Annotated in this window: 21 protein-coding genes, 1 tRNA gene and 1 riboswitch; of the genes, 7 read left to right on the forward strand and 15 right to left on the reverse strand. The window is 62.8% G+C overall.

All coding sequences use genetic code 11. The annotated features are described in order from the left end of the window. Positions 1 to 6 precede the first annotated feature (6 nt). A tRNA-Met gene (locus tag IC757_RS15735) sits at positions 7 to 83 on the forward strand. 54 nt (positions 84 to 137) lie between these two features. Beyond that, positions 138 to 2,843 carry an EAL domain-containing protein gene (locus IC757_RS15740; protein WP_190975225.1) on the forward strand — a complete coding sequence of 902 codons (2,706 nt, stop codon included), beginning with the start codon at positions 138 to 140 and terminating at the stop codon, positions 2,841 to 2,843. Here the strand turns inward: IC757_RS15740 and IC757_RS15745 are convergent. The 15 genes from IC757_RS15745 to napE form a co-directional block, all read right to left on the reverse strand. Continuing rightward, entirely contained in the window at positions 2,838 to 3,566 is a 729-nt protein-coding gene (locus IC757_RS15745) for a 3'-5' exonuclease (RefSeq protein ID WP_190975226.1), read from the reverse strand. The genes IC757_RS15740 and IC757_RS15745 overlap by 6 nt on opposite strands. An 11-nt stretch (positions 3,567 to 3,577) precedes the next feature. Further along, positions 3,578 to 5,455 (reverse strand): putative nucleotidyltransferase substrate binding domain-containing protein, encoded by a 1,878-nt coding sequence (locus tag IC757_RS15750; protein ID WP_190975227.1) that lies wholly within the window; start codon positions 5,453 to 5,455, stop codon positions 3,578 to 3,580. A gap of 40 nt (positions 5,456 to 5,495) precedes the next feature. After that, positions 5,496 to 6,452 (reverse strand): threonine/serine dehydratase, encoded by a 957-nt coding sequence (locus IC757_RS15755; protein WP_190975228.1) that lies wholly within the window; start codon positions 6,450 to 6,452, stop codon positions 5,496 to 5,498. A gap of 43 nt (positions 6,453 to 6,495) precedes the next feature. Further along, positions 6,496 to 8,157 (reverse strand): acetolactate synthase large subunit, encoded by a 1,662-nt coding sequence (locus IC757_RS15760; RefSeq protein WP_190975229.1) that lies wholly within the window; start codon positions 8,155 to 8,157, stop codon positions 6,496 to 6,498. Between the two features lie 139 nt (positions 8,158 to 8,296). Next, on the reverse strand, positions 8,297 to 9,505 hold the full coding sequence (locus IC757_RS15765; RefSeq protein ID WP_190975230.1) for an L-lactate dehydrogenase: 1,209 nt from the start codon (positions 9,503 to 9,505) through the stop codon (positions 8,297 to 8,299). Next, on the reverse strand, positions 9,502 to 11,130 hold the full coding sequence (locus tag IC757_RS15770; RefSeq protein WP_190975231.1) for an FAD-dependent oxidoreductase: 1,629 nt from the start codon (positions 11,128 to 11,130) through the stop codon (positions 9,502 to 9,504). Before IC757_RS15770 ends, IC757_RS15765 begins: the two co-directional genes overlap by 4 nt. 219 nt (positions 11,131 to 11,349) lie before the next feature. Further along, positions 11,350 to 12,024, reverse strand: a complete 675-nt coding sequence (locus IC757_RS15775; RefSeq protein ID WP_190975232.1) for a hypothetical protein — start codon at positions 12,022 to 12,024, stop codon at positions 11,350 to 11,352. Then, positions 12,021 to 12,554: a molybdenum cofactor biosynthesis protein B gene (gene moaB, locus IC757_RS15780; protein WP_190975233.1), complete on the reverse strand. Its 534-nt coding sequence runs from the start codon at positions 12,552 to 12,554 to the stop codon at positions 12,021 to 12,023. The genes IC757_RS15775 and moaB overlap by 4 nt, the downstream gene beginning before the upstream one ends. 178 nt (positions 12,555 to 12,732) lie before the next feature. After that, on the reverse strand, positions 12,733 to 13,965 hold the full coding sequence (gene glp, locus IC757_RS15785) for a gephyrin-like molybdotransferase Glp (RefSeq protein ID WP_223846165.1): 1,233 nt from the start codon (positions 13,963 to 13,965) through the stop codon (positions 12,733 to 12,735). Between the two features lie 35 nt (positions 13,966 to 14,000). After that, on the reverse strand, positions 14,001 to 14,630 hold the full coding sequence (locus IC757_RS15790) for a NapC/NirT family cytochrome c (protein WP_190975234.1): 630 nt from the start codon (positions 14,628 to 14,630) through the stop codon (positions 14,001 to 14,003). Positions 14,631 to 14,633: 3 nt separating this feature from the next. Then, positions 14,634 to 15,155 (reverse strand): nitrate reductase cytochrome c-type subunit, encoded by a 522-nt coding sequence (locus IC757_RS15795; protein WP_190975235.1) that lies wholly within the window; start codon positions 15,153 to 15,155, stop codon positions 14,634 to 14,636. Positions 15,156 to 15,166: 11 nt separating this feature from the next. Continuing rightward, on the reverse strand, positions 15,167 to 17,674 hold the full coding sequence (gene napA, locus IC757_RS15800; protein ID WP_190975236.1) for a nitrate reductase catalytic subunit NapA: 2,508 nt from the start codon (positions 17,672 to 17,674) through the stop codon (positions 15,167 to 15,169). Next, on the reverse strand, positions 17,671 to 17,982 hold the full coding sequence (locus IC757_RS15805; RefSeq protein WP_223846166.1) for a chaperone NapD: 312 nt from the start codon (positions 17,980 to 17,982) through the stop codon (positions 17,671 to 17,673). Before IC757_RS15805 ends, napA begins: the two co-directional genes overlap by 4 nt. Beyond that, positions 17,979 to 18,458, reverse strand: coding sequence for a ferredoxin-type protein NapF (locus IC757_RS15810; protein WP_190975237.1), 480 nt, complete (start codon positions 18,456 to 18,458; stop codon positions 17,979 to 17,981). Before IC757_RS15810 ends, IC757_RS15805 begins: the two co-directional genes overlap by 4 nt. Before the next feature lie 14 nt (positions 18,459 to 18,472). Then, on the reverse strand, positions 18,473 to 18,640 hold the full coding sequence (napE, locus tag IC757_RS15815) for a periplasmic nitrate reductase, NapE protein (RefSeq protein ID WP_190975238.1): 168 nt from the start codon (positions 18,638 to 18,640) through the stop codon (positions 18,473 to 18,475). Positions 18,641 to 18,783: 143 nt separating this feature from the next. Further along, positions 18,784 to 18,934, forward strand: a riboswitch (molybdenum cofactor riboswitch). Here napE and moaA point away from each other — a divergent pair. The 5 genes from moaA (at position 18,926) to IC757_RS15840 (ending at position 22,386) form a co-directional block, all read left to right on the forward strand. Further along, on the forward strand, positions 18,926 to 19,903 hold the full coding sequence (gene moaA / locus IC757_RS15820) for a GTP 3',8-cyclase MoaA (protein WP_190975239.1): 978 nt from the start codon (positions 18,926 to 18,928) through the stop codon (positions 19,901 to 19,903). Its footprint overlaps the riboswitch before it by 9 nt. Before the next feature lie 93 nt (positions 19,904 to 19,996). After that, a complete protein-coding gene (gene moaC, locus IC757_RS15825) occupies positions 19,997 to 20,494 on the forward strand; it encodes a cyclic pyranopterin monophosphate synthase MoaC (RefSeq protein ID WP_190975240.1) in 498 nt (165 codons plus the stop codon). Next, complete coding sequence (locus IC757_RS15830) at positions 20,491 to 21,651, forward strand: molybdate transporter family protein (RefSeq protein ID WP_190975241.1); 1,161 nt, start codon at positions 20,491 to 20,493, stop codon at positions 21,649 to 21,651. The genes moaC and IC757_RS15830 overlap by 4 nt, the downstream gene beginning before the upstream one ends. After that, positions 21,651 to 21,935, forward strand: a complete 285-nt coding sequence (locus tag IC757_RS15835; RefSeq protein ID WP_190975242.1) for a MoaD/ThiS family protein — start codon at positions 21,651 to 21,653, stop codon at positions 21,933 to 21,935. Before IC757_RS15830 ends, IC757_RS15835 begins: the two co-directional genes overlap by 1 nt. 1 nt (position 21,936) lies before the next feature. Next, positions 21,937 to 22,386 carry a molybdenum cofactor biosynthesis protein MoaE gene (locus IC757_RS15840; RefSeq protein WP_190975243.1) on the forward strand — a complete coding sequence of 150 codons (450 nt, stop codon included), beginning with the start codon at positions 21,937 to 21,939 and terminating at the stop codon, positions 22,384 to 22,386. The last annotated feature ends 23 nt before the right edge of the window (positions 22,387 to 22,409 follow it).

Consider the following 22,409-nt stretch of genomic DNA (forward strand, 5'->3'; position numbering starts at 1 on the left):
CCCCGTGGCTACGTAGCTCAGCCGGTTAGAGCACAGCACTCATAATGCTGGGGTCGGTGGTTCGAGTCCACCCGTAGCCACCACATCATCCGCATCACCAGTTCCCTGGCTGGACCGCCCTGAAAACTGGGGGGCCCTTGATTCATCCCAACCATGAAAAAAGACAGTTTGGTCGTGGCATCGGCTCGGGTGCAGCCTGGTGGGTTTTTGTCGGGGTGCTGGTTGCCGGCTTTCTGGTTACCGCCTGGGCTTACCAACTTCTGGCCGACGCGGAACGGCAGCGGCAGGAAGCCACCCTGGCCAGCACTGCCGAACAGACCGCGGGATCCATTCTCGGGCAGTTTGCGCGCTACGAAACTCAGCTGGCCGCCGCTCGTGCCCTGTTTGCCGGATCCGACTTCGTATCAAGGTCGGACTGGCGGGCTTTTGCCCAGGCATTCCAGCAGGATGAGCGCCAGAGGGGCTTTTTTGAACTGGCCTGGCTTCCGGAGGTCGACGGCGAACAGCTGGCCCGGCTAAAGCTGCGGGTTATCGAGGAAGGTCTTGGGGAAATGACCCTCGATCCGCCCGGGCTGCGCGAGATTTACTGCCCGATCTTCTATGTCGAGCCCTGGGAAATCCATGCCGACCATCTGGGTCTGGACGCCTGCGCCCGGGAAAACACCCTGCCGGCAATGATCCAGGCCCGGGCCACCGGAAGCGCCCGACTGTCGAACCCCGTGAGCCTGGTGAGTGAGGAAACGGACCCGGTTCGCGGCTACGTGCTGTTCGTCTGGGTCGAAGATGCCGGGGGCAACCTCCCCGGCTGGGTTCTGGGAACCATTCCATTCGACTTTGTTTTTCAGGTGCTCCCCGACTATCGAACCGATCTGCACATGATCGTGACCGATCATACCGACCCCGATGCACCCGAGCATATTCATGACGGAAACGAGCATGTCGCCAAAGCCGCTGACAGCATGGTGGTTGAACGCCAACTGAAACTCGGAGGCCGGGAGCTGACCCTCCAGTTTCACCAGAAACCGGTGCTGGGACCGGGGCCCTGGCTGCTGCTGGCCGCAGGATTCGTGATCACGCTCCTGGTCGCCGGATTTGTTCATGTGCTCATCCGGAATCGTGCCCGGGCACTTGCTCTGGCCGACCGCATGAGCCGGGCCTACCGTGAAAGCGAGCAGATGCTCAGCTCGATCACCAACAACATACTCGAAGGCATTTATCGTGGCGTGCCCGGAGAGAACCTGGTGTACGTCAACCAGGCACTGGTGCAGATGTTCCGCTTCGATAGTGCGGAGGAAATGATTGACCATACCGGCCCCATCCTCTATGCGCACCCCGAACAGCGTGAAGAGCTGCATCGCCAGCTCATCGAGCACGGCCAGTACAGCAACCAGGAAGTCGAGTTCATCCGCCAGGACGGCACCCGCTTTACCGCCATCAACAACTGTGTGGCCGTGCGCGATGACCAGGGCCGTCTGCTGCATTTCGACGGGGTAATCTCGGACATTACCGAACGCAAGCGTGCCGAGGAGGAAGTGCACCGGCTGGCCCACTACGATCCGCTAACCGGCTTGCCCAACCGGACCCTGCTCAATGATCGCATCCGGCAGGCCGTTCGTCAGGCTGGTCGCATGCAGCGGTCGCTGACGCTGATGTTCATGGATCTCGATCGCTTCAAGATGATCAACGACTCGCTGGGTCATGGTGCCGGCGATCTGCTGCTGGGTGCCGTGGCGAGACGACTTGAGCAAGGGGTCCGAAGTTACGACACCATAAGCCGGCTGGGCGGCGACGAGTTCGTACTCGTACTGCCTGATACCGATGCCAATGTGGCGGCCGCCAAGGCCAGCGCGATACTGGAGTCTTTTCGCAAACCCTTCGAGATCGAGGGCCAGGAGTTGACCGTCACGCCGTCGATCGGGATTGCCATGTATCCGAATGATGCCGTGGACGCCGAAAGTCTGATTCGCAATGCCGACGCCGCCATGTATCACGCCAAGGAACGCGGCCGGTCCACCTTCCAGTTTTTCACCGCCGAGCTCAACGAGCGCGCCTACGAGCGACTGACCATCGAGAATCACTTGCGCAACGCGCTCGATCACGACGAGCTGTCGCTGGTGTACCAGCCCCAGATCCGGCTCAGCGACAACCAGATGATCGGTGCCGAAGCCCTGCTGCGCTGGACCAACCCGACCCTGGGGCCGGTTACACCGGATCGCTTCATCCCGGTGGCGGAACAAAGTGGGCTGATCGTGGAAATCGGTGACTGGGTGATCGATGCCGTGTGCAAGCAACTGGCGGAATGGCGCAAGGCAGGAATCGGAGCGATGTCCATTGCCGTCAATGTCTCGGCCGTTCAGTTCTGGCGCGGCAACCTGGTCGAAGTGGTGCGCGATGCGCTGGGCCGATGGGAGATCAGCCCCGGAGATCTGGATATCGAGCTGACCGAAAGCGTGATCATGCAGGATGCCGAGGCCGCGCGCGAAGTACTGTCCGAACTCAAGACGCTTGGCATCGGCCTGGTCATCGATGATTTCGGCACCGGTTATTCCAGCCTCAGCTATCTCAAGCAGTTTCAGATCGACTTGATCAAGATCGACCGCTCTTTTGTCAACGACGTGGCGGTAGATGCCGACGATGCGGCCATCGTCTCGGCCATCTTGAGCATGGCACGCGACCTGCGTATTCGAGTAGTAGCCGAGGGTGTGGAGAACCAGCAGCAGCTTGAGTTCATGCATTCCAAGGGCTGCCAGTTTGCACAGGGTTTTCTGTTTGATCGCCCCCTTGAGCCCGAACAGTTTCTGGCCCGGGCAAAGGGTTCCCTCAAGCGGCAAGAACAGTCATGACCACAATGCCCCGACCGGGGTGTCGGGGGTGTAGGCATGTGCCACCTGTGCCTGAAACAGTTCGGCAGTCGCCAGTGCATCGGTGAGTGCGTGGTGCGGGGCGTAGTGCGGCAGGTTGTAGCGTTGACGGCAGGCCGCCAGCCGCAGCGACACCGGCTTGCGCCCCAGCCAGCGACCGATCACTCCGGGTTTGCGCCGTGGATGCCGGCGGGCTTCCAGGGCCATGGTATCGAGGACCGGGAAGACCAGCCCTTCTCCCAGCCGGCTGCGCGCCGCGGCATCCAGAAACCGTCGCTCGATCGGGCGATAGTGGACCACGACAATGCGTCCGGCCAGCATGTCCAGCAGTGACTCCAGCAACTCGGCAATATCCGGCGCGCGGGCCATTTCCGAATGCGTGATGTGGTGAATGGTCACCGATTCAGGCGCCGGGTCGCGACGTGGCTGAACCACCCGGTAGTGAGATTCGCGACAACGGATTCGAGTCAGTGAGAAGGGGACCAGCCCGAAGCTGACAATGCTGTGGCTTTCCGGATTCAGTCCCGTGGTTTCAAGGTCCAGCGCCACCAGGGGAGTATCGGCCAGCGGCCGGTCCGGCTCCACGCACCCTGCCGAGTAAAACCGCCCAAGCACCTCCGAGCTCGCCGATTCGGCCCTGCCTGCCAGAATCGTTGGCCAGTCGGGGGCGGCATTCGGGCGCTTGCGTGCTCGGCCTGTCGACATCTTGCCTGTCCTCAGCGCGCACCCGGGCGGTAGCGAAACTTGAGAAACTTCTGTGCGTTGGCCAGCACCTTGAAGGCATCCTTGAGGCTGCGTCGCTCCAGGTTCGAGAGGGTTTCGGGGTCGATGTTGTTGTTGGGCGACCCGCCGACTTCGATGGCTGCGGCCTGGTGTCGCGCTCGCACGACCGAGATGAACTCCAGCGCATCGCGCAGGTCGTCGGCCATGCTGGCGGTCAGAAAGCCGGCAGCGCGGATATCGTCTAGCCGCCGAAAGGAGTTCTGGGCGGTCGAGCCGGCAGCCAGGGCATGCACGCGAATGACATCGACCATGGGCCCGGAACCGCGGCGCTTGAGGTTAATGGAGTTTTCGTGCCGGCCGCCCTTCTCGAGCACGAAATCACGGAAGAACCCGAGTGGCGGCGTGCGGTTCTGGGCATTACGTGCCAGACAGCCGAGAAAGTGCGGCGACTGGCTGGCCTTGCCGGCGATGAAGGACTGGAGCGTGCTGGCGAGCGCCGTGTTCCCATGCACGCCGTCAAGATCGAAAAAGATCGAACTGTGCAGCAGGGTTTCGGGTTTGGGGTTTTCGATCCAGTCGGTAAACATCTGCTTCCACACCGCCAGCGGCTGGCGCCACTTGCGATTGGTCGCCATGACATCGCCCTTGCAGTAGGTGTAGCCCAGCCGGGCCAGGCCATCGGACACGAATCGGGCCAGCTCCAGGAAATAGGCGTCGTGCTGTTGCGGGTCAAACGCATCGTCCAGCACCATGGCATTGTCCTGATCGGTGACGATGTACTGCTCATCGCGCGCCATTGAACCCAGTGCCAGGTAGCAGTACGGGACAGGCGGCGGGCCAAGCGCTTCTTCGCCAAGCTGGAGCAGGCGCTGCTTGAAGGCGCGACCAATGCCGGCCATGGCACTGCCGATCATGTGCGAGTTGGCGTCCTCTTTCACCAGCCGCACAAAACAGTCCCGCACATCGCCGACCAGCGACTCCAGTCCCTCAATACTGTTGCGATAGAGGATGTTGCGAACCACGAAAAGGCTGGATTGGGACTCATGCCCGGCAATGTCGGACAGATCCACCAGACCAATGAGGCGACCGCGATCGAGCACGGGTAGATGATGCACCTTGTCCCTGAGCATCACCATCAGCGCCTCGAACAGGAACTGGTCGCGCTCGATGGTGATCACCCCGGAGGACATGACCTCGCTGACCGGCGTTTCGAACGACATTGCCTCGGCCACCACGCGACGTCTGAGATCACTGTCGGTGAGTACGCCGACCATGTCGCCGGCCATGACGCTTTCGCCGGGTTCACCGGCAACCACGATCACCGAGGAAATGTTTTCGCGTGTCATCAGCTCGGCAGCCTGCTGAACCCGGGCACTATCGGATATGACAACCGGATGAAGGCTGACCAAGTGGTCGACGCGCGTTGTCAGCAGCGGATTGTCGCCAACCGATGCGGCCGCGGCCTGGCGCAGCCGGGTACGGTCCTCGACCTCCACGAAGTCGGCAAACGACTCGAACTGTTCGAACAACTCATGGAACAGCGAGGCGGGAATGAAATAGACCAGCGTGTCTTCCTTCGCCCTGACCGGAAAACGCGCACGCCCGGTGGTCATCAGTGCCAGCTGGCCAAACAGCTCACCCTCACCCAGCCGATTGTAGAGCTCGCCATCGCGCCGGAACATTTCGACTGCGCCAGAGCGGATGTAGCCAAGATCGCTGACCTTGTTTCCGAAGGCCAACAGGGTGTCGCCGGCCTTGAAATAGCCGACCTCAACCTCACCGGCAACCCGATCCAGCCATTCCCCGGGCAATTGATCAAACGGCGGGTGCCGTTTCAGGTGATCGCGGACCTCGAGTTGCTCGACTTCCATGCGCCTGCTCCCTGCACGACCGGCATCAATGCGGCTCAAACTACCACGGCAGCGCGTCGAGATCGACGTTTCCGCCGGTGAGTATGATCCCAACGCGCAGCCCGTTGATGCCCATGTCATGTTCGCTCAGTGCGGCCAGCGGGACCGCGCACGAGGGTTCGATGATGATTTTCATCCGCTCCCAAACCGTGCGCATCTCGCGGATGATGGCCTCTTCCGACACGGTCAGAATGTCGTCGACATGATCACGGATCACGGCCAGATTGAGCGGACCCAGTGTGGTTCTCAATCCATCGGCCACCGTCTGCTCGGGCGATGCGGGTTCGAGTTTTCCGGAATGAAACGACCGCGCAGCGTCATCGGCATTTCGGGGCTCGGCACCGATCACACGAATGTCGGGGGCCAGGTGGCGTGCAGCGATGGCCGTGCCGCTGATCAGTCCGCCACCACCGACCGGCGCCAAGATGACGTCGAGGTCCGGAATCTCGCCTAGCAACTCACTGGCGGCCGTTCCCTGACCGGCAATGATGTCGGGGTGATTGTAGGGCGGCACGAAGACATGATCATGCCGGTCAATCAATTCCTGAACGGCGTCATCGCGGCTTTTCGTTCCCGGCGCGCAGAACACGACCTCGGCGCCGTATTCGCGCACGGCTTCGACTTTGACCCGGGCGGAATCGTCCGGCATCACCACCACGGCCTGATAGCCGTGAAGCCTTGACGCCAGTGCAACGGCCTGACCATGATTGCCGGAGGAGTGCGTGATGACGCCACGGCGGGCCGTTTCGGCTGGCAGGGCGGCAATCGCATTGCATGCACCGCGGAACTTGAATGCACCAACTCTCTGAAAATTCTCGCACTTGAAGAACAGGTTGGCACCTGTTCGACGATTGAAGTAGCGACTGCTCAGCACGGGAGTGCGATGGACGTAGCCATCAATGCGTCGGACAGCCTGCTCGATATCCGTCCAGGATGGCAGGCGCAAGGTCTCGGACATATCAGCTCCAACCTTCTTTTAGTTGTGTCATGGCGCAGTCGAGTCAGGGCGCCAGCTTTTTCTTCAATGCCTTGGCCATCGGTCTTGGCATGGCCGGCAAGGATCGCAGCAGCCACGGCAGGATACGGCGTTTGGTGCGGTTGAGGGATTCGGGAATGACCGCCTCGATCAGGTGCGGGCCGGGTTGCTCGAAGGCATATTCCATGGCCCGGCAGAAGTCTTCCGCGGTATCCGTGCGAACGGCGTGCACGCCCATGCCCTGGGCCAATCGGGCAAAGTTGAGGTTCGGTTCGGTGAGGTCAAGCTGCGACCGGGCCTTGGGTCCGCCGCTGTCGCGGGCTCCTACCCGCTCCAACTCGACGTTGAGAATCGAATAGGCGGCATTGGCGAACACCACCACGGTCACATCGAGGTTTTCGCGTGCCATGGTCCACAGCGCCTGGTTGGTGTACATGGCCGACCCGTCCCCCACCAGCGCCAGAACCGGCCGGCCTGGGCAGGCGATGGCGGCGCCGACCGCATTGGGCAGGCTCTGACCGATGGCACCGCCGGTGAGTGTGATCAGGTCATGCTTCGGAGCCCCGGCCGTCATCACAGGCAGCATCAGGCCCGATGTATTGGCCTCGTCCACCATGATGGCATTGTCGGGCAGCAGGTGACCGATGGCCTTGCAGACCTTCTCGGCGCTCAGCCGGCCGCGGGGGCGACCGGGGCGGGCGGACTTCTGCAGATCAGGTTCAGTGCCCTCGGCTCCAACCGCCGCGGCCAGCTTCGCCAGACTTGCTGCTGCATCCTGATCCGCCGCAGCCAGCGTATGCACCTGGCAATGGTCCGGAACCAGCTCACTGGGCTTTCCAGGATAGGCAAAGAAAGAGACCGGCGGCCGGGTATCGACCAGCACTAGGTGGTCGAACTCCGCCAGTTGCAAAATGGCCAGTTCGGCCAGGTAGGCAATACGCTCGACCATGGGTCGGCCCGCACCACGCTCCAGGCGCGTCGGAAACACCTCGGAAAAGACCTTGACGCCGGCATGCGCGGCGATGCGCCCGGCCTCAACCAGGGCCGGCTCGCGCAGGGCTTGCCCGCCGAGAAGCATGGCTACTCGGCCGCCCGAACAGATGGCCTCTGCTATGGACTGGACGGTCTGATCATCAGCCGGCTCGGGTGCCGGCATGACGGGCAGCGTTGCCGGCTGTCCACCTTCGCCCCAGGAAATATCGGCCGGCAGGATCAGCGTAGCAACCCGACCCGGTGGACCGATTGCCGCAGCGATTGCTGCCGCGGCATCTCGACAGAGGTCTTGAGTGGATTGCGAGGAGTGCACGAATTCCGGCGAGACATTGCGTGCCACGGTCTCGATGTCGGACTGCAACTGCGCATCGAGCGGCTGGTGATAGGTGGCATGATCACCCACGATATTGACCACGGGCACCTTGCCCTTGCGTGCGTTGTGCAGATTGGCCAGTCCATTGCCCAAGCCACAACCCAGATGCAACAACACGGCAGCCGGCTTGTCGGCCATGCGGGCATAGCCGTCTGCGGCCCCCGTGGCCACGCCCTCGAACAGCCCCAGCACCGCGCGCATGCGAGGTTCATCGTCAAGGGCGGCGACAAAATGCATCTCGCTGGTGCCAGGGTTGGTGAAACAGACCTCGATACCAGCATCAGCCAGCGTCTTCATAAGAGCTTGAGCGCCATTGGGCATAGCTGGTCTCCTGTCATTTCGGATTACTTCCAACCGCGAATCAACGCGGGTTCTCGTGGGTGGGTTTCAAAAAAGGATCACACCACAGAGGTACAGAGTGCACAGAGGAAAGAATTAAAAACAGTTCTTTCAAATCATCTCAACCTCTGTGTTCTCTGTGACTCTGTGGTGAATCCTGCAATTCGCTGGATTCCCGCTGACCGGTATCAAGACAATGGGGGCCGATATCGGCGATGCGGGTCACACCGGTCAGGGCCATGGCCAGGCGCAGTTCCTCGCGGTAGCCGGCCAGAAGTCGTTCGAGGCCCGGCCGGCCGCCGCCGGCCAGCGCCCAGATCCACGCGCGCCCGATCAGCACCCCACTGGCACCCAAGGCCAGTGCACGGTAGATGTCAATACCGCCGCGAATGCCGCCGTCTACAAGGATTTCGCAGCGCCCGCCCACCGCGCTGACAATCTCCGGCAGTTTCATGGCCGTCGAGGACACGCCATCGAGCTGGCGACCACCGTGGTTCGACACCACGATGCCGTCCACGCCCATCGCCGCCGCACGCTCGGCATCGTCGCCATCAAGCACTCCCTTCAACAAGAGCTTGCCCTTCCAGTAGTCGCGCAGCCATTCGACATCGGCCCAGGTGACGGTCGGATCAAACTGGGTATCGATCCACTTGCGAAACGAATCGGGGTCGCTGGCCGCAGGCACGTGCGGGTTCATCGTCCCCAGGCACATCGGACCCCCGCGCAACGGCACATCCCACAGCCAGCCGGGCCTGGAGAGCACCTGGGCAATCTTCAGCAGTTTCGCTCGCGTACCCGGCACCGCCATGCCGTTTCGGGTATCGCGATGACGTGGGCCCGGCATGGGCAAATCCACGGTAAAGACCAGGGTTCGACAACCGACCGACCAGGCCCGATCCACGACCGCCTTGACGATGTCGCGGTCTCGAATCATGTAGAGCTGAAACCAGAAGGGCCGGCTGGCGGCCCCGGCCAGCTCTTCAAGCCCGCAGATTCCCACCGTCGACAGGGTGAACGGCACACCGGCCGCTTCGGACTCGGCCAAGGCCTGGAGCTCGCCGCGGCGCGCACTCATACCGCCAAGACCGATCGGCGCCAGCGCCAGCGGCATCTGCAGGTCCTCGCCGGCGACCGTGGTTGCCGTGTCAATCGAATCGACATCGACCAACACGCTTTGCCTGAGCTTCACGTGATCCCAGTCGGCTGCATTGGCTGTCAGAGTCCACTCGCGACCGGAGCCGCCGGCATAGTAGTCATAAAGAAATCGCGGCAGGCGCTTTCGTGCCCGGGAACGAAAGTCTTCGAAGGTTGCGGGTATCTGTCGAATCATGAGAACTCTCGCGAATCGCCGGAGAGGATCGAACGGGCAGCAGCCCGCGCCGTGAGAATACAGCCAGGCAGGAAAGTGCCTTCCAGCGATCGTTTGCCATTGCAATTGCCTCCCCCGAAACCCGCCGCCTCGCCGACGCAGTACAGTCCATCAATGGGCTGACCGGCGCCATCGAGCACCCGGCTTTGCAGATCGGTACGCAGCCCGCCGAGGCTCTTGCGGGTAATCAGCTGCATGCGGATGGCGATGAACGGCCCGGCGCCTTTCTTTCTCAGCGGAGCCGGCGTGCAGGTGCGCAGCCTGTCCGGGCCCCACTGCCGCGCATGCCGGATCATGCGAATCTGGGCATCGTTGTTGAGCGCATCGCGTTTGTCGAAATTGGCATCGAAGGCGTTCACCGTGGCTTCAAGAACGGCGGCATCCATATCATGCGTGCAGGTCAGCTGGTTCATTTTGCCTGCCAGCCCGTCCAGCGTGTCGTCGACCAGGAAGTCATCACTCTCGTGCAGTATTTGCTCATACAGGCGCTTGTTGCCCAACAACAGTTCCTTCAGAAACACGGGGAACCGCTTTTCGCGAATGGCGTGGTTGTGCTCGGCGCCGGAGATGGCGAACTCCTTGAGCGCGATGCGGCGGTTGAGCAAATGCCAGGTCCAGGGCTTTTCCTGCTCGGCCACGCGTTGGCACAGCCAGTGGGTGTCGAAACCGGTGACCAGGGGTTCCGGGCCGATACGACGACCACTGTGATCCAGCCAAAGTGCCGACTTGCACGGGATGCTTGACAGCCCATGGCCTGAGAAATGCGGATAGGGGTGAGAGAATCCCGCGGCGTAGTTCCACATCTCCCCGGGGTTGACGATCTGACCGCCCAGGTGTCGCTCGGTGAAATGGTGAAGTTGCCCATCGGCAAACGGATGGGCGCCATTGAGCATGGCTTCCGGCTGGGGCCTGCTTTTCGGCCAGTGGGCCCGGCACTGTTCATGGCTGCCATTGATGCCACCCGTGGCGAGCACCACGACCGGCGCCTGCAGGCGCACTTCCCGGCCGCTGGATTCATCCATGGCCAGCGCACCACAGACCCGCCCGCCGGCCTGCTCGATGCGGTCGACCCGGTGACCATGCAGCAGGGTCAGCCGGCCGCCTTCGCCGGCCCGGCCCAGGTGATCGATCATGCACCGCGTCAGCTCGCGTGCCGTTCCCCAGACAATGTGGTAGCGCGGTACCGAATTGCCTTCGCCAAAGCGGCCGCGCTCGACCCAGTTGACCGCCGGCATGAACTTAAGCCCGTGTTCGACCAGCCAGTCATAGACCTCGGGCCGCGAACGCTCGACATAATGCTCGGCCCAGGCGACCGAACGCCGGTCGCTGCGATCAAGCTCACCAAAGCGCAGCCAGTCGGCGAGAGCCCGCTCCGGTGTATCAGTGATCTTCGCACGCGCCTGCAACGGTGTGCCAATCAGCGCCATGCCACCAAACGCCCACAACGCCAGGCCACCAAAGCGATCCGGCGTGTCGCGCTCAACCAGTGTCACCGAACGCCCGCCACGCAGGACCTCCAGCGCGGTGACGATACCGGCGAGGCCGCCTCCAATCACCACCACATCGGAAGACAGGTTGCGCCTCACGACCAAAACCCCGATCTGGAGGCCCCAGCAACGTGTAGCTGTACGGTCATGCAACCAATCATAATCTGCAAGACTACATCAATCAGACCACTTTGCCTGCATTTGCAGGAATGTGATCACGCATGCTTTTCAGCCATGGCCCTGACCCAGTTCATGAAACCGCGGATGAACGCAGATTCATGGACTTGCCAATGAGGCCGGCATCATGACCAACATCATTCATTGCCGCCAGCCTGCTTGCGACTCCGTGGCTGTCACCTTGCGCATGACAGCAAGCGCCGACCGGTCGACCACCCGCATCACGCCGGGCCGAATTTGATCGAGCAGGTGACTGAAGCCCAGGCTGGCCGAACTGACACCCCACGCCAGCAGGGGGAACACAATGAACATGACGATCCAGCCCGCAGCCGGACCGGCATAGGCCTCGCTGCCGAACAGCCAGGCAAAGAACAGCAGCGCCGAGCAGGCGGCAGCGGCCAGGCCCGCGCGCAGGATCTTGCGTTTGATGGTTGCCGGCCGCCAGGGCCCGAACAAGCAGCTGCGCAACAAGCCGAGGAGGAAACCGGCCAGTGCCGCAAACAGCCAGATACGGTAGACCCAGGGCTTGAAGTCCTGCTCGGTGAGAACAATGGTTTCAGCCTCGCCCCCGTTTTCCTCGCCCTGCTCGACCGGGCCCAGCCAGCGCTCCACCCAGGGCTCTGCCCGCTCAAGCATGCTGTCGATATCGCCCTGAAAATTGATCGCCAGCATCAAGACAACAACCAGCAGCAGCAAGGCCCAGGAAAACACCATGGGAACCAGCGCCAGCCAGCGAAGGTAATCGACGGCGAAGGCGGCCAGCAGGCCGGGCAGGCCGGCACGTTCCTCGGGTGTGGTTCGACTCTCGGAACTCACTCGTTCAACCGTGGAATCAGCGACACGAAATTGCATGGGCCGGTGCGCGAGTCAAGCTGGGCTTCAAGAATGCGATCCCAGGCGGTCCTGCAGGCACCGGTCGAGCCCGGCAAACCGAAGATCAGCGTGGCATTGGCGGTGCCGGCAAATGCGCGCGACTGGATGGTGGAAGTGCCAATTTCTTCCAGCGAATAGTAGCGGAACAATTCCCCGAAACCCGGAATCTCGCGCACCAGCAAGGGCCCGATGGCCTCGGGCGTGGAATCGCGCCCGGTAATGCCGGTGCCGCCGGTGATCAGCACGCAGTCGACATCGTCCGCCGCAATCCAGGCCGACACCGCCGCGCGCAACTGAAAGATGTCGTCAGGCAACAACTTGCGATCGGCCAGCACATGACCGGCCGACACGATGCGCTCGGAAAGCGTGTCACCGGAGGTGTCGTTGTCACGCGTTCGCGAATCGGAAACGGTGAGGACGGCGATGCTCAGGGGCTTGAGAGGGGTGTGGGATTGGCAGCGGGTTTTGGACATGGATTGGGAGTGTTAAGTGTTAGGTGTTAAGTGTGAAGTGTGAAGACGGTCAGGGTCCGGTCCGCCCGCGTTGCTTCCCGGCTACAGTCCAAACCGAAGCCAAGAACATCGGACAACCACCATACCAGCCTAATACCCACCACTTAACACCTAACACTTAACACTTCACACTATCCCCTCATCCAACCAAGGCCCCAAACCCAAAATACTCGATCCGATCGCCCGAAGCCACCACGCTGTCGGCCGGGATCCGCGCCAGTCCGTCGGCCCAGGCGACCGAGCTCATCACGCCCGAGCCCTGGTGGGGGTAACCGTGGAGTTGGCCGTCTTTGATGCGAACGCGCAGGTATTCCTCACGTTTGGCGGCCGGACGATCGAAGGCGGCGGGAATCTGGATCGGGTCGGGGAAGGGTTCGCTTCGACCTTGAAGATATCGGATCACGGGGGCGGCGAACAGGCAGAAGGTAACGAATACCGACACCGGATTGCCGGGCAGGCCGAGAAACGGTACACCGCCGAGGTCGCCGAAAGCGACCGGCTTGCCGGGCTTGATGTTGATCTTCCACAGATCGAGCCGACCCATGGCCTCGACGGCAGGCTTGACGTGGTCGGCCTCGCCCACGCTCACGCCCCCGGAGGTCAGTACCAAATCGGCCTGTCCGCGCGCCTGTTCAAGGGCTTCGCGGGTCGCCTCGGCGGCATCGGGCACCTGCTGGGTCGGGAGCAGTTCGCAACCCAGACGCTCAAGCAGTCCGGTCAGCACCGTGTCGTTGCTGTTGTAGATCTGGCCCGGCGCCAGCGGCCGGCCCGGTTCGACCAGTTCATCGCCGGTCGAGAGCACCTGTACGCGCAGTCGCGGGCGGACCGGGACTTCTGCCAGGCCCACCGATGCGAGCAGGCCCAGGTGCTGGGGCTGCAGGCAAGTCCCGGCACAAACCACCGTGCTGCCGCTGCCGATATCCTCACCCGAGCGGCGGATGTTGGCACCAGTTTTCGGCAATTTCTCCACGCTGACCAGGCCGTTGTCTTCCTGGCAGTGCTCCTGGATCACAACCGTGTCGGCGTCTTCCGGCACTACCGCGCCGGTAAAGATGCGTGCGGCCGTACCCGGCTCCAGCGGCGCCGGAAAAACGCCGGCCTGTATACGGGCCGACACGGGCAAACGACTGCCCTCACCAGTCAGATCGTCAACCCGCACGGCATAGCCGTCCATGGCGCTGTTGTCGGCCGGGGGCACATCGATCGGGGACTGAAGATCCTCGGCAACAACCCGGCCGAGTGCCTGGCCCAGGGCAACGAGCCCGGAGCCGTTCAGCGGCGCCAGTGTCGACAAAATGCGCTCACGCGCATCCTTTGCCGACATCGTGACCGGTGCGGATCGGTCAGTCATGGTGACAACGGGATGCGTCATCAGCATCCATCCGGGCCCGCTTCAACATGTACCGCTCAGTTGTCTTCGTTCTCGAAGTGCCGTGCCGCCTGCTGCCAGGCCGATACACCGGTCATGTCGGGCAGGCGATGGGCGATGCCCTTGTGGCAGTCGATGCAGGTGGCCTCGCCGGTGGCCAGGGAGCTGGCATGCATCATGCGCGCCCTGGGCGCCTGTTCGGTGAAGTCCATGTATTCGAAGTTGTGGCAATTGCGGCACTCCAGCGAGTCGTTGGCCTTGAGCCGCGCCCACTCGCGCTCGGCCAGCTCGCGCCGCCTGGCCTCGTATTTCTCGTGGGTGTTGATGGTGCCGAAGATCCAGCCCCAGACCTCCTTTGAGGCCTCCATCTTGCGCGCCACCTTGAATGTCCAGTCGTGCGGCACATGGCAGTCGGCACACTCGGCACGGACCCCGGAGCGGTTGGTGTAGTGGATGGTGGGCTTGAGTTCCTGGTAGGGCTTCATTTCCATCTCGTGGCAGGAGATGCAGAACTGCTCGGTATTGGTGAACTCCATGGCGGTATTGAACCCGCCCCAGAAGAGGATGCCGGCAACAAAGCCGCCAAGCGTCAGCACACCCAGGCTGAGGTATTTTGCCGGCTGGTTGAGCAGCCGCCAGTAGTCACGCACCGTGTTTCGGATACCCATGGCTCAGTCCCTTCCCCGGCGCTCCCGGGCCTCCTCCGCGATCAGTTGCTCCATATCGCGGAAGGTGTTTTCCACGGCCGGGTCAATATCCTTCTGGGGGACATGACATTGCAGACAGAAGTAGCGTCGCGGGGATACCGCCCCCAGCGGTTGTCCATCGCGGTCGTAGTAATGGGTGACACTGACGGCAATGGCGCCGGTTTCCGGGCTCTGCGTGCGGCTGTGACAGCCCATGCAGGTATTGAAGTTCTGATCGATCTGGTAATCGCGGATGGAGTGCGGAACCACCGGCGGCTGTTCGGGAAAGTTGCGCTTGGGCCGAGGCATCTCGCGCACTTCGCGCGGAATGGGCGGTGCGGCGAAGTCCTCGAACAGCGTACCCCCGGCGCGCAGGCCGTCAGGCGCCGAGGGACCCCGGTCGTCGTTGTAACCGTCTTCCGGATCTCCGGCCAGCACCAGCAGCGCGGTACCGGAGGTGAACAGCAGGATGATCGCGATCGACAGTAGTACTTGCAGCTTGCTCATTGTCACGCTCCTCAGGCCAGGCTGACCAGTTCCAGCCGCACCGCGCATTTCTTGTAGTCGGTCTGCAGCGAAATCGGGTCGGTCGCGTCCAGGGTGAGCTTGTTGACCAGCCGGTTGGCATCGAAAAACGGCACGTAGACCAGCCCCTTGGGCGGCCGCACCCGGCCGCGCGTTTCGACCCGGGCACGCATTTCACCGCGGCGGGTGATCAGGCGGACCTCACTGCCCCGGCGAAAACCCTGGTCGCTGGCATCATCCATGTTCATGTACACCATGGCATACGGCACGGCCCGGTGCAGCTCGGCCACGCGCTGGGTCATGGTGCCGGTGTGCCAGTGCTCCAGCACCCGCCCGGTGCTGAGCCAGAACGGGTATTCCTCGTCCGGCGCTTCGGCGGGCGGCTCGTAGGGCAAGGCATACATTACCGCCTTGTTGTCATCGTGCCCGTAGAACTGGTAGCCGGTGCCTTCCTCGACGTAGGGGTCCAGTCCCTCGCGATAGCGCCAGCGGGTCTCCTCGCCGTTGACCACCGGCCAGCGCAGTCCGCCGCGGGTTTCATGCAGCAGGTCGAAGTCGGCCAGGTCGTGACCCTTGCCGCGGCCAAAGCGGGCATACTCCTCGAACAGGCCCTTCTGGACATAAAAGCCGAAGTCCTTCGATTCCTGGTTGGGGAAGTCCGGATTCATGTCGTCTAGCGGGTACTGATCGGCCTGACCATTGGCATAGAGAATGTCGAACAGGGTCTTGTCGCGGAACTCCGGCACCTTGTCGAGCAGTTCATCCGGCCAGACCTCGTCAACCCGGATGCGCCTGGCCAGCTGCATGGTCTGCCACAGGTCCGAGCGCGCCTCGCCGGGGGCGTCGACCATCTGGTACCAGGTCTGGGTGCGGCGCTCGGCATTGCCGTAGGCACCCTCTTTCTCCACCCAGGACGCCGCGGGCAGGATCAGGTCGGCGGCCTGGGCCGACACCGTCGGGTAGATATCGGAGACGATGACGAAGGCTTCCGGATTGCGCCAGCCCGGCAGGATCTCGTCATTGACGTTGGGCCCGGCCTGCACGTTGTTGTTGACCTGGGTCCAGTAGACCTTGATCACGCCGTCCTTGAGCTTGCGGCTTTGCTGCACGGCATCGAATCCGACCTGGTCGGGAATGGTGCCGTCGGGCATCTTCCAGATCTCCTCGGCGTATCGGCGATGCTCAGGATTGGTCACCACCATGTCGGCCGGCAGGCGATGAGCGAAGGTGCCGACCTCGCGGGTGGAGCCCCCGGCTGAAGGCTGGCCGGTCAGCGAGAACGGGCTGTTGCCCGGTTCGGAAATCTTGCCGGTGAGCAGGTGCAGGTTGTAGACCATGTGGTTGGCCCACACGCCGCGGGTGTGCTGGTTGAAGCCCATGGTCCACAGCGACATCACCTTGGTGTCGGGGTCGGCATAGAGCTCGGCCATGGCCTTGAGTCGACTGGCCGGGACACCGGTTTCACGCTCGGTTCGCTCCAACGTGTACTCGCTGACGAAATCGGCGAACTCATCGAGGTCCATGGGCTCTCCCGCACCGGGATTGCCGGCACCGGTGGCTGCCTGCTGACGCGGATCTTCGGCCCGCAGGCCATAGCCGATGTCCTGCTGACCCTTGAGGATGCGGACGTGTCTGTTGACGAAATCCTCGTTGACCTTGCCCGACTGGATGATGTGGTTGGCGATGTAGTTGAGGATATAGAGATCGGTATGCGGCTTGAACACTGCCGGGATATCGGCCAGTTCGAAGCTGCGTGTCTCGTAGGGAGAGAGCACGGCCACGCGCACGTGGTCGTGTGACAGACGACGATCTGCGACCCGGCTCCACAGCACCGGGTGCATCTCGGCCATGTTCGCTCCCCACAGCACGAAGGCATCGGCATGTTCGATGTCGTCGTAGCAGCCCATGGGCTCGTCGTAGCCGAATGAGCGCATGAAGGCGGCCACGGCCGAGGCCATGCAATGGCGCGCGTTGGGATCGATGTTGTTGGAACGGAATCCGGCCTTGAACAGCTTGGAGGCGGCGTAGGCCTCCCATATGGTCCACTGCCCCGAGCCGAACATGGCAATGCTTTCCGGGCCGTGTTCCTGAAGCGCGGTCTTGAACTTCTCGGCCATCAGTTCCAGCGCCTCGTCCCAGGAGACCGGCTCGAACTCACCGTTCTTGTCATATTGACCGTTCTTCTTTCGAAGCAGCGGCCGGGTCAGGCGATCCTTGCCATAGAGAATCTTGGACAGGAAATAACCCTTGACGCAATTGAGTCCCCGATTGACGTCGGCCTTGACATCGCCGTGAGTGGCGACGATCCGGTTGTTGCGCGTGGCCACCATGACACCACAGCCGGTGCCGCAGAAGCGACACGGCGCCTTGCTCCAGGTCAGCTCGGTCAATTCGCGCTGGGTGACGAACTGCATGGCACTGGCCGGAGCTGACAGTCCCAGTGCGGCCGCGGCCGTGGCAACAGCCTGTGCCTTGGCGAACTCGCGTCGGGTTATCTTCATGGCGAATCGTCCTCGTTATCAATGATTTCGTGGTAGACCATGGCGGTGTTGAGCACCCCGGGGCGATCGCCGATCATCTGCATCAGGTCGGCGATGGCGCGCTCGGAGTCGCTTTCACTGACCACCACCAGCTTGCCCTCCGGGCTGGAAACGGGGATCTCGACGCCCTCCTGCTCGATCAGCCAGGCCTTGAGCGACTGCAGCTTCTCGGGTCGGCAGTGCACGATCACGCTGGCCACGTGAAGCTGGCCGGCACCCGGGCCTTTGAGTACAGCAGCGCGGGTGCTGGCGTCCATGACGGGGCTCATGCCCTCTTTCTCCCTGCTTCATGCAACTCGATGGCCTGTTGCGGACACACGGGCAGGCAGGCGCTGCAACCGGTGCAGGCGTCCTGATCAATGAATGGCCTGGAAACGCCTCCCGGCGCCAGCCGGAAGCCGATGGCCATTTCCGGGCAGGCTTCCTCGCAACTGCGACAGCTCACACCGATATGGGTCAGGCAGCGTTCTGAAATGGCCACTTGCCAGGGGAATGCGGGTCGGTCGACTTCAAACACGCCTTCCTCGCAGGCCTCGACGCAGGCACCGCACTGAATGCATCCATCGCCACGTGGCGCCATTTGCGGAATACCAGCCCGACCGGCAACCAGCACACCCTCCGGACAGACCGGGATGCAGTCACCACAACCGGTGCAGCGATCCGCGAAATCGGCCGCCGTCCACGGCGGTCGCAATGCCGGCTTGCGGCCTACCAGCCTGAGAAAGAATTCGCGGCGAGCATTCATCTGAAAGTCACGCCTCAGGCCGGTGGCCCGGGCGGGCCCATGATCAACTGATACATCCAGATCGAGAAGCCGTAGGTGCCCACCACGGCCACCGAAAGCAGTGGAAAGAGCAGGAGGATGATAAACAGGAACAACCGCCACTCCTTGCGCTTGCGATCCCTCTCGGCTTTCCTGTCGTCCATGCGCGTGCACTCCCTGATCTGGTCCGGCGCCATCGGAACTTGGCGTGACATTGCCTGATAGTCATACTAGATAAACCATAGGGGCATTTCAAATCAGGCTTTCCGGACTTGACCTGACTCGACCACTTGCGGTCTCATGGTTGTTCAATAACCGACTCCGAGCACATCTGCCTAAAGCCGCAACCGGCCAGGGTGGCTGTGCCGCTGCAGGCGGGACTTTCCGTCCGGGCAGCCAGGGTGGTCGCCGGAAACGGCACCGCCTTCCGGCCTTGAAAAGGAGTGGCAATGACACAGCTCAAAGACGGCTTCGGCCGCCGCTTTTCCTACTTGCGGCTGTCGGTGACCGACGTTTGCAACTTTCGTTGCGAGTACTGCCTGCCCAATGGCTACCAGGGCAAGCCCACGGGCTTTCTCGACCACGACGAGATCCGCCGGCTGGTCACCGCCTTCGCCGAACTTGGCACCTGGAAGATCCGCCTGACCGGCGGCGAGCCCACCGTGCGCAAGGACTTCCTCGACATCGTGCGCACCGTGCGCGCGGCACCGGGCGTGCAGCGCATCGCCATGACCACCAATGCCTTCCGCCTGGCACAGGATGCAGCGAAACTCAAGGACGCCGGCATGGATGCGGTCAACATCAGCCTGGATGGACTGGATGCCGAGCATTTCAAGCGCATTACCGGTGACAAGCGCTTCGACAAGGTCATGGCCGGCATCGACGCGGCCCTGGCGCACGGTTTCGATGCGGTCAAGATCAACACGGTACTGCTGAAGGGCCTCAACGACGAGCAGTTACCGGCGTTTTTCGAGTTCGTGCGCAAGCGCCCGGTCAGCGTGCGCTTTATCGAACTGATGCGCACCGGCGACAACGGCGAGTATTTCGAAAAGCGCCATGTCGGCGGGCAACTGGTGCGTGACCAGCTCGACGCCGCCGGCTGGACGCCGATGGAACGCGGCGAGGCCGACGGCCCGGCCATCGAGTACCGGCATCCCGAGCACGCCGGACGCATCGGCATCATCGCCCCTTACGCGCCGGGCTTCTGCGACACCTGCAACCGCCTGCGCGTGACCGCGCGCGGCGGGCTGCGACTGTGCCTGTTCGGCAACGGCACCGGCAACCTCAGGCCACTACTGCAAAGCGACGAGCAGAAGGAAGAACTGAAAGCCACCGTACTGACCGCCCTGTTCGGCAAGCGCGTCTCGCACTTCCTGCACGACGGCGACTACGGCGACACCCCCCACTTGGCGATGACGGGAGGGTAGAAGAAAGGTTTCAGGGTTCAGGGTTCAGGAAAAGCCCGACCAAAGCCCGCCCTGAATCCTGAAACCTGAACCCTGAAACCTTCGAGTGCAGCGATGAACGACAACCGACAGCACTACAAAATGATCGACGTTGGCGATAAAGCCATCACCCGCCGTGTCGCCGTGGCCTCGGGGCGGATTGTGATGAACGCCGAGACCTTTGCCATGGTGCGCGATGGCACGCTGCCCAAGGGTGACCCGCTCAGGCTGGCCGAGGTGGCCGGGGTGCTGGCGGCGAAGAAGACGCCGGAGATCATTCCACTCTGTCACCCGCTGGGGCTGGACCAGGTGCGCGTGGCATTCCGGCTCGATGCAGCCGACTCGGCAGTCACGGCCTTCTGCCAGGCCTCGTCCTCGGCGCGCACCGGGGTGGAGATGGAGGCACTGGCCGGAGTCAACGGGGCACTGCTGACCATCTGGGACCTGGCCAAGCAGGTCCAGCCCGACCTGGCCATCGAGGGAATTCGGCTGCTGCTCAAGACCGGGGGCAAGTCCGGCCGCTACGAGCATCCCGACGGCATCGGCGAGCTGCCCGAAGGCTTCGGTTCGTGAACCGCTCTACGACCAGGAGCTCACCGTGGCACGGTGACCTGACCGGCGCCTTTGCCGATGGTGCGGTACTTTTCCCATTGCTGCTGGCGCTGGCCTGGCAAACCGGGGCTTCGGCCGCAATCATGCTGGCGACCACCGGGGCAGCCTACCTGGTGACCGGCTGGCTGTTTCGCCTGCCCATTCCCGTTCAGCCACTGAAATCCCTGTCGGTCATGGCCATCGCCGCCGGCGCCAGCGCCCAGGAACTGCAGCTGGCCGGTCTGGCGCTGGGGCTGATCTATTTTTCCATTGCCTGGCTGCCGGTCAATCGTTTCTCCAATCGGATCCCGCTGGTGCTGGTTCATGGCTTCCAGCTCGGTCTGGGCATCATGCTGATGCTGGCGGCATTGCGCATGCTGGGGGCTTCACCCGCCGAACTGGCCGTGGTCGTGGCGGCCGCCATCACGCTGGTACTGATCACCCAGCTGACACGCTGGCCCCTGCTCGGTCTGGTGGCAGCCGGGGGACTGGTCTGGGGTCTGTTTCACGCCGTACCGGTCAGCGGTGATGTGGCCGACTCCGGCATCCGGGCCAGCATCATCGCCCTGATGGTCCTGCCGCAGATTGCCCTGACACTGACCAATTCGGTGCTGGGCACGGAACGGGCGGCTCGGGATTACTATGGCGAGCGCGCCGAACGCGTCACTCCGCGCCGATTGTTGCAGTCTCTGGGCATCGGCAACCTGGTAGTCGGCACCTTCGGGGGCATGCCCTACTGCCACGGCTCCGGCGGCGTGACCGCCCACTATCGCGGTGGCAGCCGTACCTGGCGCTCCAACGCCATCATCGGAATCACGTTGCTGGCCATGAGCGCCATCCTGGTCGCTGGCGGCGGTGGACTACCGGAGTATCCGGCCATCCTGCAGGCCCTGCTGATCGGCGTGATCGGCTGGTTTCATTTTCAACTCGCCCGGCCGAGCTGGCAGCTCATGCACAGCCGCGCCGTGCTGTTGCTGATGGGTGGCGCCGCGCTGGTGTTTGCCAACATGCTGGCGGTGCTGGTTGTCGGCACCGCCGCGCTGCTGATCGCGTACCAGCTCGGCTACCGCTTTCCCGTACCCCGGGCCATCGGCGGCGATGGCTCCACTCCCTCCAGTCCGCAACAGGCAGGTCCCTGATGAACGACGCAACCGCCACTGACAACAATGTGACGATATCCATCCGGCTGTTTGGTGCCTTTCGCCAGTTCGGTGACGACAGCACGGTTACCGTGACCCTCCCCGGCAATGCCCAAGTTCGTGATGTGCGCGAGGCGCTGAAAGCGCACTATGCCGGCGACGACAATGCCCTGGCCCTGCTCAAGGCCTCGGCGTTTGCCACCGACCAGGCCGTGCTGGACGATGACGACAGCCTGCCGGAGGGCGAACCGCTTTCGATTCTGCCACCGGTGTGTGGAGGGTGAGATGAGCATCCATGTCGATGTCACCGATGCCGTGCTCGACCCGGTAACCGCACTCGATCACTGCTCGGCGCCCGGTCATGGCGCGGCCGATCTGTTTATCGGACGGGTGCGCGATATCAACCTGGGCCGGCAGGTGCTGGCAGTGAGCTACGACCTGCATGCCGTACTGTGCCGCAACGTGTTCAGCGAAATCTGTGCCGAAGCCAGACAGCAGTGGGGCGAAGGCATTCACCTGTGGCTGGCCCATCGTCACGGGCGTCTGGAAGTCGGCGAGGCCAGCGTGATTGCCGCGGCCAGTTCACGCCACCGCGACGAGTCCTTCAAGGCCTGCCGTTACCTGGTCGAACAGATGAAGCACCGCGCCCCGATCTGGAAGCAGGAACATTACTTTGACGGCGACAGTGAGTGGGTTAAGGGACATGCTTTGTGTGGGGGTTCGGGTGACAGGTGACAGGTGACAGGTGACAGGTGATT

It is taken from the genome of Wenzhouxiangella sp. AB-CW3 (assembly GCF_014725735.1).
GTDB lineage: Bacteria > Pseudomonadota > Gammaproteobacteria > Xanthomonadales > Wenzhouxiangellaceae > Wenzhouxiangella.

What these genes read in the sequence shown, in the direction of transcription:
- IC757_RS15790 (WP_190975234.1), bottom strand. Translation starts at nt 14,630, where the DNA reads ATGGGTATCCGAAACACGGTGCGTGACTACTGGCGGCTGCTCAACCAG.
- IC757_RS15795 (WP_190975235.1), bottom strand. Translation starts at nt 15,155, where the DNA reads ATGAGCAAGCTGCAAGTACTACTGTCGATCGCGATCATCCTGCTGTTC.
- IC757_RS15760 (WP_190975229.1), bottom strand. Translation starts at nt 8,157, where the DNA reads ATGCCCAATGGCGCTCAAGCTCTTATGAAGACGCTGGCTGATGCTGGT.
- moaB (WP_190975233.1), bottom strand. Translation starts at nt 12,554, where the DNA reads ATGTCCAAAACCCGCTGCCAATCCCACACCCCTCTCAAGCCCCTGAGC.
- glp (WP_223846165.1), bottom strand. Translation starts at nt 13,965, where the DNA reads ATGACGCATCCCGTTGTCACCATGACTGACCGATCCGCACCGGTCACG.
- moaA (WP_190975239.1), top strand. Translation starts at nt 18,926, where the DNA reads ATGACACAGCTCAAAGACGGCTTCGGCCGCCGCTTTTCCTACTTGCGG.
- IC757_RS15805 (WP_223846166.1), bottom strand. Translation starts at nt 17,982, where the DNA reads ATGAGCCCCGTCATGGACGCCAGCACCCGCGCTGCTGTACTCAAAGGC.
- IC757_RS15835 (WP_190975242.1), top strand. Translation starts at nt 21,651, where the DNA reads ATGAACGACGCAACCGCCACTGACAACAATGTGACGATATCCATCCGG.
- napE (WP_190975238.1), bottom strand. Translation starts at nt 18,640, where the DNA reads ATGGACGACAGGAAAGCCGAGAGGGATCGCAAGCGCAAGGAGTGGCGG.
- moaC (WP_190975240.1), top strand. Translation starts at nt 19,997, where the DNA reads ATGAACGACAACCGACAGCACTACAAAATGATCGACGTTGGCGATAAA.
- IC757_RS15745 (WP_190975226.1), bottom strand. Translation starts at nt 3,566, where the DNA reads ATGTCGACAGGCCGAGCACGCAAGCGCCCGAATGCCGCCCCCGACTGG.
- IC757_RS15840 (WP_190975243.1), top strand. Translation starts at nt 21,937, where the DNA reads ATGAGCATCCATGTCGATGTCACCGATGCCGTGCTCGACCCGGTAACC.
- IC757_RS15750 (WP_190975227.1), bottom strand. Translation starts at nt 5,455, where the DNA reads ATGGAAGTCGAGCAACTCGAGGTCCGCGATCACCTGAAACGGCACCCG.
- napA (WP_190975236.1), bottom strand. Translation starts at nt 17,674, where the DNA reads ATGAAGATAACCCGACGCGAGTTCGCCAAGGCACAGGCTGTTGCCACG.
- IC757_RS15755 (WP_190975228.1), bottom strand. Translation starts at nt 6,452, where the DNA reads ATGTCCGAGACCTTGCGCCTGCCATCCTGGACGGATATCGAGCAGGCT.
- IC757_RS15765 (WP_190975230.1), bottom strand. Translation starts at nt 9,505, where the DNA reads ATGATTCGACAGATACCCGCAACCTTCGAAGACTTTCGTTCCCGGGCA.
- IC757_RS15810 (WP_190975237.1), bottom strand. Translation starts at nt 18,458, where the DNA reads ATGAATGCTCGCCGCGAATTCTTTCTCAGGCTGGTAGGCCGCAAGCCG.